The following is a 14,671-nucleotide window of genomic DNA, read 5'->3' as shown; positions in this document are numbered from 1 at the left end:
CTCCTATGAAGCCACTTTATTTTTTCCTCCTGTTTTTAATGGCAGGGATAATTCCTGCACAGAATTTTCATGACACACAGGGTAATATTGATGTTAATGGCGGCGGCCAGTTGCAATATACGCTGCCGATAGCACTTCCGCAGGGGGTAAAATCCGTTGCACCCCAAATTAACCTTGTGTACACAAGCGGTGCCGGCAACGGAATTGCTGGCTATGGCTGGAGCCTGTCCGGGATTACGAGTATTTCCCGAATGAGCAAGACAATTGAGAAAGACGGCGAGGTAAAGGGAATCCAGTTGGATGACAGTGATTTCTTCAGTTTCAACGGGCAGCGCCTGCTTTTAAAATCTGGCACCTACGGGGCTAGTGGAGCGGAATATCTAACGGAAAAATTCTCTAATGTAAAGATAAGGTCGCTTGGCAGCGTCTCTGGAAACGGCTGGTCGGGTCCTGAATATTGGGAGGTAACCTTCGAGGATGGTAGCCAAGCATGGTATGGGAACAATGCGGAATCTCGTACTCCTGCCGAGTATAACATTACCAAATGGAAGGACGCTCAGGGAAACTACATAAGCTATAACTATTTCCAGTCGAACAATGTGGCGGCTATAAACAGCATATCTTGGGGCGGAAATGAAAACCTCGGCAAAAACCACTTCAACCAGATTAATTTTTATTACTCCACCCGCGAGCTTACCGAGACGTCCTATGTAAACGGCGTAAAGTTCCTACAAGATAAGGTATTGAACTCCATCCAGGTTAAAACTAACGGCAACCAGTTCAAAAGATACCAGATAACCCACACATCCAGCGATGGGTATCCTAAAATCTCGCTTATAACGGAATATAATTCGCAGGATGAGGCTGCCAATCCGGCAGTCTTCAATTATCAGGGTAATCCATCGAACAGTCCGCTTACACGTATTGAAACAAGCGTGAGCAATGTCAACACAAGGAAGTATGGCGACTTTGACTATGACGGCGTGACGGATTTTATCGAAATGAACAACAGCGGGACACTGTCTTTCAAGAAGTCGGTCTATGTTGAATCAGAAGCGGTAAACATTAGCTACAATACTTCTGAATTTACTTTGGCCAACTTTCGAGACGCCGCAATTATCAGTTATAAGCATAATAACGTCGTTGGAGAGAATGCGGGCATTGTAATACCGGTAAGGAAAAACCGGACAGACGGCTCGAATGCGTACGACTATGAGTTTAGAATCTATGCGCTTAACTTGCAGAGCCGCACGCTTGATTTTAAATATTCTAAGATCCTATTATATGGAAACTTCAAGGCTTACGGTGAAGGAGAATGGTCCGACCCAGCAAATTGCTATAGCAGTCCTTCCAACTTGCTGAGGGTGGCATCATATGACTATGATGGCGACGGTATATCGGAGGTGCTCTTAGATTTCACATACGAACTGACTTGCTATAGCGAGGGGCCAATTGATCCGTATAGTGCCAACAAGAAGGCGTCGAAAACTACAGTCGCCAGTGCCGAACCAATAACCGATCTTGAACAGGACACCATCCTAATGCCGCAGTCAAATTTAAGAAAGGACAATACGCAGGTGCCATCCGTAGATAAGGATCATACCACCGATACAACATTGCAAAAAATTATGCCTCCGGATGTGGGCTTTGAGTATCAGAGCTACACCGAAAACTCAACTGTATTTTTTGATTTAAAACAGGAGGTTCCTTACGACCAAAGTTATTTAAGGTTTAATCTCTCATCGACAAACCAGTCTTTAGAAAGTGCTGATTTTAATGGAGACGGCATCGAAGAACTTTATACAGACCGCGGAAACAGCCTACAGGATTTTTACAATATCAAGCGCGATGCTGGCGGCAACTATTCCCTGATATCGACAATGCCGTATACCTCCTTGTCGGGTCTGGGCTCGAAAAAGATATTAGGTGATTTTAACGGTGACGGCAAGGTGGATATGGCCGTTCCGCAGGCTGATAAGACATCCAATTGGAAGTTCTATCTGTCTACCGGGAAAGGTTTTGACGTTTACGACTATTATAATTTCATCTATTTTTCTGTTAATCAGGAAATAAGTGAGAATGGCAGGCACAGGAATTTTTTCACTGAGCCATGGTGTTATTATGGCACTGTAACTTATTACCAATACCAGGCTACAGACTTGGACCAGGATGGCAAGAGCGAGATAGTCGTAAACAAGGTTGTTATGAGAAACCATGGTTGGAATGCGCACGATTCTCAAGAATATACGAATGTGAACCTATCCGTGTATTCGCCTAGCAGGCCGGCGTCTACTCCGGCTGTGGGAAGCACGACGCTACCATTTAGTTTTGGTAATACGCTCAGTTATTCCTCTCCAACTTTTGGACAGAAGGTCATACCGTTCCAACCTTTGTTTATCAACAAGACTAACCGGCAAATTATCTTAATTGGTGCTCCCGACGACTGTCCGACAAGCAATTGCTCCCGTCTACATGTCATATATCTGGACTACAAGCATATCCCGACAAGTTCGAGAATCAGCTCCATCACCCAAGGAAAATTGACTACAGATGTCCAGTATGCTGAATTGGTTCCGGGTTATCAGTATAAAGCAGATAATCCTATGCAGTATCCATTCATGGCCCTCAACAAGGTGAATAAGAGCTACATTGTCGGCAGCCTTACCCAGGAATACCGTAAGCAGGATTTTAGATATAAGGGGCTTGTTTCACATCTTCACGGACGCGGTATGGTAGGCTTCCGCCAAACAGCAAGGTCTTCATGGTACAGCATCTATAATAACAGTACCGTGGTTTGGAGTGGCGCAGAGATAGACCCAGCACAGGAAGGTGTTCCAGTTAAAGAGTGGAGTATCAAGACCGCAGACGAGAACCTAATTTTCCCTTCTGACATATCGTTTAACAACTCGCAACTGCTCTCCTTCAAATCAACGCAATACCGGAAAGACGCACTGCCATACGGCGTGAATGCACTTGTGCCTGTTACAACTACGACTAAGGACTTCCAGCGTGATATTACGACGACTAGTACGGTAATTAGCTATAACGAATACTACCTGCCTACGCAGACGGTGAGCAGCATCAACAACGGCTTTGCCACTACCACGACCAATCTGGAATATCTCCACAATCCGGGAGGAACCGGCAAAGACTACTATATCGGACGTCCGAAGTCCAAGACGGAGACCGTACAGGTATATGGCGACAGCAAGGGTGCCAAGGAGGATTACGAATACGAGAACAACCTACTAAAAAGCAAGACCAGTTGGAACCAGAATAACTCCGGCTGGATAAGGGAGACCTATTCTTATGACGGCTTCGCAAACACGATCTCGAAAACCATCAGCAACAGTGCAGATGGAAACACTCAGAGCGAGAGCGCGCAATATGAGGCTACTGGACGTTTTGTAGTGAAGAAGACCGACAACCTCGGCCTGCAGACATCTATAAGTTATAACGACTGGGGGCAGGTGCTGGATCAGACCGATCCACTTGGCAATAAGCTGACCAATACCTACGATGCCTGGGGTAAAATGCTGACTTCCAAGACTAACCTTGGCGGCACTACCACATATACCTATGAAAAGTTTTATAACGGCGATGCACGCATTACGGAATATGGTCCTGACGGTGATGAAAAAGCGACCTATACCAATAAAATAGGCCAGAATTATAAGACCAGGGTGAAGTCCGTGAACAGCGGTCGCTATGTTGCGAAGGATACCCAATATGACGAATTGGGAAGAAAGACCGCCGAAAGTGAGCCTTACTATGAGGGCGAGGGTGCCTCCAAATGGAATACCATCCAGTATGACGAATATTCGCGTCCGATAAAGGCTACATCGTTTACGGGGAAAATAGTAGAAAGCTCCTATAATGGTAGGACGGTTACAGTCACCGAGACCAACGCTAACAACCGCTTTAAAAAGCAGACTGCGGATCCGCTGGGCAACATCATTATGTCCGAGGACAAGGGCGGCGTCATCAATTTTAAACTTAACGCCGCAGGCCAGGTTCGGGAGGCAAAATATGGCAATAATACCGTAACGACCCAGTATGACGAATGGGGACGGAAGTCGGAGTTTTACGACCCATCCAACGGTCTTTATAAATACCAGTATAATGCCTTTGGACAGGTGTTAAAGGAAACCAGCCCGAAAGGCTATAAGGAATATACCTACAACAGCCTCGGCCAGCTCATTACCCAACGTGAAGTGACCACTGACGGCACCCAGAATACGGATAAAACGATCAGCTATTCCTACAACAGCAAGGGCATGATAACCGGCAAGTCCGGAACCTCGAAAGGCAAGCCCTTTAGCTCCTCTATCAGCTATGACAATTACGGGCGTGTGCTGGAAACTACGGAGAACAGCAACGGCAGAGTTTTCACACAGAAAGGCTTAGTTTACGACGACAAAGGTCGGGTAACATCTTATGAGAAGGGGCTTTATTCTTCCGGCATATACACTAAGGCAAATATTGAGAATGTGTACGATAGCTGGAGTGGAGAACTGTTCCAGCTGAAAGATAAGAATACCGGCAAGGTACTGTGGGAATTGCAGGAGACCAACGCCAAGGGGCAGGTAACACGGGCAAAACTAGGCGCTACAGACATACTGAACATCTACGATCAGAACGGCTTCCTGATGAACATCAGCCATACTACGGCGAGTAAGACTATCTTGCAGGTTAACTATAGTTTCAATGCTATTAAAAATGAACTTAACAGCCGCAACACGGGAGGCGATTTCAATATTCTCGAGAGCTTTAACTATGATGATAACAACCGGCTTGTTTCCTGGACTAATCCGAGAACCGGCGGCATTTCCTCCAACGGTTACGATGCCGAGGGAAGGATAAAGGAGAACGACATGCTGGGAAGCGTGAAGTTTGAGAACAACCAGTTTGTCTACAGGCCTACCTCGGTCGTGCTGAATGCTGCGGGACAGCAGAACCTTGCAAGCGACCTTGTGCAGACGATCGTCTATAACGAGAACAACGACCCTGTATTTATAGACGGCGTAAAGGGCGATGTAAGGTTTGAGTACGGTCTTACCGAGATGCGACAGTTGGCTACATATGGAGGAACTTTCGCAACGGATGGCGAGGGCAGGTTTACGAAATATTACAGCGAGGACGGCTCCTTCGAGATAACGAGGAACAACCAGACCGGCCAAGAGAAACATATCCTCTACATTGGCGGCTCTCCATACGAAAGCAACATTATTTTCGTTAAGAATTATACAGAGAGCAGCGGTTCCTATAAATTTTTGCACAAGGATTACCTGGGCAGTATTCTGTCGATAAGCGACGAGGCTGGAAATAAAGTTGAGCAAAGGCATTACGACGCCTGGGGCAACCTGACACACCTGCAGGTGAATGGCGGAGCCATTGTAACGGATGAAAACCAGATAAGGGATTTTATATCAAATGGCGGATTGCTTATTGACCGCGGCTACACATCCCACGAACATTTTACCGAAGTAGGACTTATCCACATGAACGGTAGGCTATACGACCCGCTGTTACGAAGATTCTTAAATGCAGACGAGAACACACAGGATATGTTCAACACCCAAAACTATAACAAGTACGGGTATGTACTGAATAATCCGTTGATGTTTAGTGATCCGAGTGGTGAGTTTTTTGTTTTTCTTGGGTTAGGCGTTTTATTTTGGAAGGCTGTAATCATTGGTGCTGCAATTGGTCTGGCCAGCTACACCGTGGGTCTTGCAGTAACTGGAAATATTAAGCAATGGAACATTGGCGGAGCATTGAAATCTATGTTCTGGGGTGCGGTTTCCGGTGCGGTTACTTTTGGAATTGGCAGTATCTTTAGCGTCGTCAAAGACGGGGTGCAAGTCGCTACCTCGTTCGCAAAAGCTCTTGGAGAGGTTGGAACAGCCTTTGTACAGGCAGGTGCACATGCAGTTGCGCAAGGAGCTTTATCATTGATGCAGGGAGGGTCATTCTCTCAAGCTTTTTGGTCTGGCGCTTTAGGAAGTTTGGGAGCAAGTGCTTTTGGTGCAATCGCTGGAAATGTTGCCAATAGAGCTGTCGGCCAGATTGCTTTTGGTGCGCTGTCGGGAGGTATTGGCGCGGAACTAACAGGTGGAAACTTCTGGCAAGGAGCGGTAATTGGAGGTATTGTTGCAGGATTGAATCACGCGATGCATGAAATTGATGTAAATGATTCTTACCAGAAGGGAAAAGGAGATATTGGAAGCAATTCTCAAGATACTGAAGATCCGCCTTATAAGTACAATGGCAAAAATTATGATTCTAAAGGTTCTCTTTATGGTGCTATATTGGTGGATCAAGCAGCAGAGCAATTTGGAATAAAAGATATTATGTCATTAGCGGCAGCTTTGGATAATCAAGGATTGTTAAGTAAACCCTTCGTTATGGAAGGGGCGTCTAACGGAACTTCTTTTGCTTCAAAATATGGAGCAAAATTATTACCACAGAAAATGCCAATGAGACTTCCGACACATATTAGAGGTGGAACATTAAGATATACTAAAGTATTCGGGCGTTTTTTAGGTAGAATGGCAGGACCAATTGGATGGGGAATTCTTGCGTACGATGTAGGAAAAACACTTTATAATACTCAAACCATATATAACGGTATCATAAATGGAAAATAATAATTATAATGCCATAGTAGATTACTTGTCTAACGAAATTGGTATTGACAAAAAAAAAATAAATATTAATAAGTCTCTTTCTGATTTAGGTTTAGACGGTGATGATGTCGCAGAGTTATTACTTAAATTTTTTAAGACTTTTAACATAGAATATAATAAGGATAGTTTTAACAAATTTATACCGAAAGAGTCTGGCTTTTTTATAAATACTCTCGTACATCTTTTTTTTAAAAAAGAACCACAAATTGAAAATGAAATCTATATTAAAGATTTAGTTTCGACATTAGATAATGGTTATTGGGGTAAAAAACATAATAACATGTAATGAAAAAAATTAATATAAGGCCTACATATTAATAAATATCAAAAATAACTTATTCCAGTCTTCCCAAAGCCAGTGGTTCATAAACCCGAGTTTCTGAGCTGCAGGGATCGCAACTATTAAATCAAAATAGTACAAAATGCAGCAAAATAGAGGTTTTACTGCATTTTTTGTTTTGTGCCGACACCAAAGAGAGTCAAATTATCACAATCTGAAAGTGACCTATTCAGTGACCTATCGAGAAGGTTGAAAGAGGGTCACTGGAAAGTTTGAAAAACACCTGTGCAAGGGCTTATTCAAAGATTGAACATCTTGTAGCAGGGTTTATTTCAGAGTAATTTTAACTCCAAAATGATACGGCAAAATGAACCAATCTTTCAACCTACTTTTCTACGTCAAAAAAACGAAAATAAACTCCCAAGGTGAAGCTCCAATTTATTTACGAATTACCATCGATGGACGCGTTACCGAAATAAGCGTTAAAAGAACTGCAAAACCACAGTTATGGAATTCGGCTGGTCAGAAGTTGAATGGAAATTCCGAAGCGATTAAATCGTTTAATTTCTATCTTAAAACTTTTGAACAGAGGGTATATGACGCCTACCACGAGTTGATGAAGGATAAAGAATTAATCACTTGTGAATCGCTCAAAAATAAATTACTCGGAACGGATATCAAAAGCAGAATGCTCATCCCAATTTTTCAAGATCATAACGATAGGATGGAAAAATTGGTGGGTAAAGAATTTGCCATCGGAACACTTGGTAGGTACAAAACCTGTATGAGCCACACCAAAGCATTTTTAAAATGGAAATTCAAAACCAATGATATTGATATAAAGAAAATTGATTACGCCTTTCTTAACGATTTTGAGTTTTATCTACAAACAGAAAAAGGTTGCAACAATAATTCGGCAGTAAAATATTTGAAAAATTTTGGAAAGATTATTCGGATTTGTTTAGCGAATGGCTGGCTTGATAAAGATCCATATCTCAATTATCAATCTAAATTCAATGAAGTTACTCGTGTATTTTTAAATGAGGATGAATTGGAACGACTCTCGACAAAGAATTTCAAAAATGAGCGTCTTTCTCAGGTTCGAGATATTTTTCTTTTTAGTTGCTTTACAGGTCTTGCCTATATTGATACAAAGAAATTGACCCATAAAAATATCAATCTTGGGTTAGATGGCAATAAGTGGATTTTCACGAAACGACAAAAAACTAAAACCACCTCTAATATTCCATTACTTCCGCAGGCAGAAGGTATCATTGAAAAATATAAAGACCATAAAACCTGCCTCAACTCTGGCAATCTTTTACCCGTTCTCAGCAATCAAAAAATGAATGCCTATTTGAAAGAGATTGCTGATATCTGTGATATAGATAAAGAATTGACTTACCACATTGCAAGACATACTTTTGCGACTACAGTTACACTTTCAAATGGAGTTTCTATTGAAAGCGTGAGCAAAATGCTTGGTCACAAGAGTATCAAGACTACGCAACATTATGCAAAGATTTTGGATTCTACAGTAAGTGCAGATATGGAAAATCTAAAACTTGTCTTTCAGCAAAAACAAAATATTCAAATTAATAGTGTTGAAAGACTTGGAATGTAGCCAAGTCTGATGGAAAAATTTACACGGATTATAACAGGATGCATACTAATATTTAAAAAATGGTAATGATGGATGTAAATTTCTATATCCAACAGATAACGTTAACTTTATATAAACCAATATATTACCTAAAATATTAGCGTCCTAGTTCGTAAATTATATGCTTTGAGACCACCTTGTGTTGAATAATCGTAGTTGTTATAATAATTTTAGCGACAGAAATTTGATATTTGGTATTGCGCAATACAAATTCATTGAAGTTTATCATTTATAATTTAATCATTAAAATTAATTCTTATGAAAAAGCTATTTTTTGTTGCTTTCCTTTTAAGTGGAATTACATTAGGGTTTGCAAAAACTAATGAAAGTGTTGTGAAAACAGAGTTAAAGACTGAAAAGGCAATTAACCAATCAGTGAAGTCTTTTAAATTCAATTCGATTCAGGAAGCAGAAGAATTTCTCAAAAGATGTTTGACAGTTATTGATATTCGCGAAGAGAGCATATCAGTTGAATCAAATGCAGATGGTTCTGTCACTGTTACGATAACTGTTACAGAAATCCATATTGAAATTGAGCACGATTGTTAGAAGTACTCCAGTGCCCTCTAAAAGGGCATTGGAATTTGTCTATTAGATAAAAAAAATTACTTTTACCTAACACATTTATTTTATTGTTATGAAAAAAGGGATATTATTCCAGATTTTTTTATTTTGTGCTATGAACATTTGTTATGCACAAAAACCGTTGCGTGTTGAATATGAAATGGTAAAAACAGTTAATGTAGCAAACTTGCCAATTAGCAATGAAGCAAAAGCTAAATTGCAGGAACAACTTAAGAAGCCTGAAAAACAATTTTTATACTATTACAAAGGTGACAGTTTCTACACTAATGGCGAGACTGTAGCTGCCGAACTTTCTAGAAATGAACAACAAATATCTAACAATACCAAAGCACAATCTGTTGTTAAGTTAAGCCCTCAAGTGTCACGCTATTACAGAACTGCTGACTCGAACGGGCTGTATGTTTATCATAGTACACAAGATGAAGAATTTTACGAATTATATACACCTACTTGGAAAAAGATAGAGTATAAAAAGGAAACACAAAAGATTGATAATTTTGAGTGTAAACTTGCAGAAATTACAACAAGTACGGACAGGATAATTAAGATTTGGTATACTGAACAAATTCCAGTTAACATTGGACCGTCTTGGTATTATAATTTTCCGGGATTAGTTCTAAAAGTCGAAGCACCCGATTTCACAATATATGCCACAAAAGTGAGCAATAATACAAGTGGAAAGGAAGTTGAAAAACCAAATCCAAAACTTAAAGTTTATGCCGGTAAAGAGTGGGAACTAAAATCTGAGCAAATAAAAAAGCAAAAGGAAACTCCTACGGTTATCAAAAAATCTATTCAGTTATAAAAGCATTATATTATTATCTTGAAAAAGTTTGTTTAACAGTAATGATACACAAAGCCTAGCATTATTGTTAGGCTTTTTAATTGATTATGAAACGTATTTTACAACTTCTTTTCTTTATTTTTTATTTTTTGACTTCTGCACAAAATATAAGCATTGTTGTTCGTGACAATTTAAAAAATTCTGTTGAAAATGTAAATGTGCAATTACAGCGAGAAAGCAATACAATTGATTTTAAAAGAACTGACAAAAATGGAAAATGTGTTTTTTCAATTGCTGAAAAGGGAAATTATACATTGAAGTTTACTTCTATGCAATTTAAAACCAAAGTTGTTGAAATAAATACTTATGTGGACACAGATTTTAGTTTTATACTTGAACCTCAAATCACTGAAATTGAAACTGTTGAAATAAAAGCCCGTCCGAAGATTGCTAAGAGTAAAGAGGATACGATTTCGTATAATTTAAAAACCGTAAAGGATGGCACTGAAAGAACTGCAGAAGACCTAATCAAAAAACTTCCTGGACTTGATATAAATGATAATGGCAAAGTGACTTTTAAAGGTAATGCAATTGGGCAAGTATTAATTGATGGCAATGAGTTTTTCGGCAAAAATCACAAGTTGGCTACGCAAAATATTACTGCTGATATGTTGGAGGGTGTGGATTTATGGCAAAATTATACGACAGTTAGTGGTTCTCAGTCAACCGCGTTGAACTTGAAACTGAAAGACGAATATAAAGGTAAAATTTCTGGAAACTTAGAAGGATCTTACGGAAATAAAAACAATTACCTTGGGCACGCGAATCTTTTTAGGTTTAATAAGATGGGTAATTTGGCATTCGTTGGTGATGGCAATAATATTGCTCGTGATCCGATCAGCTATTCAGACTTTAGAGAAATGAATCGGCAGGAAGACGTGAAATATTCTACAAATATATCACAAATAGAAATTCCAAGTTTTTTGAATAACGATGGGAAGGTCGATTCCAAAGCAAACCAATTTGGTGCTCTACAATATTCAAAATCATCTGAAAAATTTTCAGTAGCTGCATTTTCGGTTTTCAATAATGTACAATTGTCAAAATTACTTGCAACAAACAGAACCGCTTTTCCTACTATATCAACATCATTTAATTTCAATGAACAGCGCAAAGAAGATAACAGCGGATATTTTGGCACAACTCAAATTAAACTGAAACAATCTTTTAGGGACAATAGTTTTTTGTATTATAATTTTGGCTATAATCCTATTCGAGATAGTTTCAAACAGCAAATTAATAGAAGTACAGATTTTACTTCAGAATTATATACAATTGAAAATCAAACATCGAATAATTCAATCACCAATTTTTTATCTTGGAATAAAAAAATCAATAATATTAATCTTATCTTAGCATTTGCCCAGCAAAACAACTATTCTTCAGATGATTTGCATATCAATTCCACCTCAAATCTATTTAATACGCCCTTTAAAGAAATAGCCCAAAGTCTTGATATACAAACTAATAATTATAATCTTGATTTTGATCTAAAAAATAATTTCAAATTTGCAGATATAGCATTTCATTCGGGAATAAATATATCAGAAAATCGTGCATATTGGTCGGAAACTTCGTTTGGAAACAATTCTACTCAAAGTTTGAAATCCTACATTTATAACAACGAACTCTTTATAAGAAAAGTTGTTGGTAAATTTGATTTTTCGGGATCAGTGGCGTCAAATTATATGCAATTAAATAACGAAAATGAACATTTTTTATCAAAAAATTTCAGAATAAAATATCGTCCTGAAAGCCGTATCACAAATGATTTTTCATTAGAATATTCCTCACATTTCCAATTACCGGATTTTTCGCAGCTACTGTATGTAAAAAACTTCGATAGGAATCTTACATTTACCCAAAACAAAGATTTGCTCCCTGAAACATTATCTTCTACAGATACCTATAAATTCAGTTACCTGAGATTTAATCTCGAGAAAGGAAACCTTTTGTACTTTACTCTGATGTATGAGAAATCTAAACCTAATTTTACAACAAATACATTAAATTTTGGTCTTTTTTCTGAGATTTATAACCTTACAGGGAATTTAAAAGACCGTTGGTTGCTCATAATTTCTGATGACAGGCGATTTGGCTTGTTTTCTTTGAAATCCAAAATTATTGGACTAAAAACAGATTCTAATAATTTCATAAATACATTACCAAACAATTTGCAGCTTAATAATATAGAAATAGGGCAAAAACTATCGTCAAATTTCAAAAAATTCCCTGTACAGTTCGATTTTGGATATACACTTACTGAAACTTGGTATAACCAGACTCTTTTTGATGTTTCCTCTACGCAGGAAAGCATAAAAGTCTCTTTAGGCTTCAGAACGAACATCAAAAAAACCGTTATTGCTAATGTTTTGGGCGATTATCTCATGCAGAAAACACCCAAAAATAAACGGGAAAATTTTCTTTTAGGTGGGCAAGTGTCTTATCGTAAAGAAAATTCTAATATTGAATTTACCTTGTTATTTAATAATGTATTAAATTTAAATAGCTTTCAATTTATTAGCAACATGGTTTCCTCCCAAGGTATAGAAGAGAGCAAAATAAGCGCGATGCATGGTTACATAATGGGAGGAATGAAATGGTATTTTTAGGAGGATTAAAATTAAATAATAGAGATAAAATCACTTATTTTCTAATTCTTTTTTTCTTTGCTTAATAAAATCCGTCGGACGAATCCCGTTAATTTCTAAAAACAAATCCGAAAAATTTTGCCTGGAAAAAATTCCACATTCATCTGCTAATCCCTGTACAGAGTACCCCAAAACTTTAGGATCATTATACATACGCTCGGTAATGTAATTAATTCTTAATGTTGATAGGTATTTATTAAAATTCATTCCTTTCACATCATTAATGTATTGTGAAAGATAAGTTGTGTTAGTTCCGAAATTCTCCGCAAGTTGTGGAAGTGTTAATCCATTTTCCTTAAAGTTTTTTGAAATCACAAATTGATCTAATTTTTTTTCCAAATCTGAAAATACTTCCTTGCTTATTACAGATTTACTTTTTTGAGGTATGTTTTCGTAAGAAATTAATGGTTCTGATTTTTGATGGTTTAGTAATTTTACCTCTAACTCGGAATATTTTATTCTAATATTCTTTTCCTTTTTATAAAGTTTCCAAGCAGTAAATAAAAGTATTCCAACTACAAAAACTAATAGAAAAATGGCACGTAAGCTCCAATGATTTTGATTCTCAAGTTTAATTTTAGCATCTTCTAAAATTTGAGTATCGTAATCTTTATGAATTTTTGCAGAAAGGTATGGAAAGTCCTTCGTTAAAATACTGTCGGCTCGAAGCAAATTATTAGTGTAATACAACTCTTGCTTATAATCTTTTTTTTCTTTGCAGAATTTTATTAATAATTCATAATTTTCTCTGAGTTCTGGAACGATGAAAGAATGCTTTTGAAAAATAGAATCTACCTTTTCAAATTGTTTTATAGCCTTCGCCTGATCTCCCATTCCCAAATAACTTTTTCCAATATAAAAGTCAGCAACTGAAATCCATGCAAAATCATTATTTTTTTTCAAGATTGGTAAGGCACTATTAAGTTTACCAATTGCTTCAACGTACTTTTTTTGATGAAATTCAAGTATTCCTTTACATTTTGTATAATAGGCTTTTTCTAAAGGAAAATCTTTTGTTCTGCTAGTGAATTGCAACCCTACTTGCACTAAAGAATCTGCTTTTCTGAAATTATTCAAGTTTCTGTAGCAAATGGTTGCTTGGTGCAAGCTATTGAGATATCCTTTGCTATTATTGTAAATTAAATTTGGGTGATAATTTCCTTTTGTTTTAGGTTCAAAAAAACTAATACATTCTTTGAAATGTTTTACAGCCTCATTGAAATATCCCAAATAGCTTTTGACTACACCCATATGGTAAATTACCTTATACCTTTGATATTCATCGGATCCTTTTTTAGAATATTCATATGCTTTCAGATACTCTGAAAGCGCTGGCTGATATTTTTTAAAATTAAAATAATAAATTGTGCCCTTTCCCAAGTAAGAGCGACTTATAAGATTATTATTATGAGTTTTTAAAGATGCATTAATACAGCTGTCAGCATATTTTAATTTCTTATTTGGGTTTGAACTAAAATAAAAGGCATCTTCATAACCTTGCGCTAATTGTTCATAATTTTTTTCGGATTTAGCCTTATAAATAAATTTATTAACTATGGGAAGCGCTGAATCGTCATTCTGCTCATACATTTCATATTTTTTTCTAGCATCAATGTAAGTCTCTTGCGCATTCATTTTTGATAAAAATGAAAACGAGAATACTACAAACACTAAAAAGATGTATGATTTAAAATTCATCGAAATATATTAAAATGGAACCTTCGTTTCAAAAATAGACAATTTTCATTAGACAGGCTGAAAATTCGAGAAAAATAATGTAATACTCAATATATTGATTTTCAGTTAATAATATTTTTTTTGCGTCGTAATTTATAAATGGCGACGTCACTAATCTTAAATTCCTTGGTTCAGGACGCCATATCCTTGCACTATTTTTTTAACCCTAATACATTAGCCACAGAATTCTAAACAAAAATTTCCCGGCCGGGATAAACTTTA

The 14,671-nt window shown here is 37.5% G+C and carries 7 protein-coding genes; 6 read left to right on the top strand and 1 reads right to left on the bottom strand.

Going from position 1 to position 14,671, the window contains the following annotated elements; all coding sequences use genetic code 11:
- The first annotated feature begins 5 nt into the window (after nt 1–5).
- The 6 genes from CO230_RS07610 (at nt 6) to CO230_RS07585 (ending at nt 12,673) form a co-directional block, all read left to right on the top strand.
- Nucleotides 6–6,650: an RHS repeat-associated core domain-containing protein gene (locus CO230_RS07610; RefSeq protein WP_228438073.1), complete on the top strand. Its 6,645-nt coding sequence runs from the start codon at nt 6–8 to the stop codon at nt 6,648–6,650.
- Complete coding sequence (locus CO230_RS07605; protein WP_122028053.1) at nt 6,640–6,975, top strand: DUF1493 family protein; 336 nt, start codon at nt 6,640–6,642, stop codon at nt 6,973–6,975. Before CO230_RS07610 ends, CO230_RS07605 begins: the two co-directional genes overlap by 11 nt.
- A gap of 361 nt (nt 6,976–7,336) precedes the next feature.
- Nucleotides 7,337–8,593: a site-specific integrase gene (locus CO230_RS07600; protein WP_122028052.1), complete on the top strand. Its 1,257-nt coding sequence runs from the start codon at nt 7,337–7,339 to the stop codon at nt 8,591–8,593.
- Between the two features lie 297 nt (nt 8,594–8,890).
- Nucleotides 8,891–9,181 carry a hypothetical protein gene (locus CO230_RS07595; RefSeq protein ID WP_122028051.1) on the top strand — a complete coding sequence of 97 codons (291 nt, stop codon included), beginning with the start codon at nt 8,891–8,893 and terminating at the stop codon, nt 9,179–9,181.
- Between the two features lie 88 nt (nt 9,182–9,269).
- Nucleotides 9,270–10,022: a GLPGLI family protein gene (locus CO230_RS07590; protein WP_122028050.1), complete on the top strand. Its 753-nt coding sequence runs from the start codon at nt 9,270–9,272 to the stop codon at nt 10,020–10,022.
- A gap of 86 nt (nt 10,023–10,108) precedes the next feature.
- Complete coding sequence (locus CO230_RS07585) at nt 10,109–12,673, top strand: hypothetical protein (RefSeq protein WP_122028049.1); 2,565 nt, start codon at nt 10,109–10,111, stop codon at nt 12,671–12,673.
- Between the two features lie 30 nt (nt 12,674–12,703).
- On the opposite strand, the gene CO230_RS07580 is transcribed toward CO230_RS07585, so the two are convergent.
- Complete coding sequence (locus tag CO230_RS07580) at nt 12,704–14,347, bottom strand: AraC family transcriptional regulator (protein WP_228438070.1); 1,644 nt, start codon at nt 14,345–14,347, stop codon at nt 12,704–12,706.
- Between the last annotated feature and the right edge of the window lie 324 nt (nt 14,348–14,671).

The organism is Chryseobacterium sp. 6424, from assembly GCF_003692615.1.
Taxonomy (GTDB): domain Bacteria; phylum Bacteroidota; class Bacteroidia; order Flavobacteriales; family Weeksellaceae; genus Kaistella.
The sequence above is the reverse complement of the archived record's forward strand: the minus strand, read 5'-3'. Positions and strand labels throughout refer to the sequence as shown.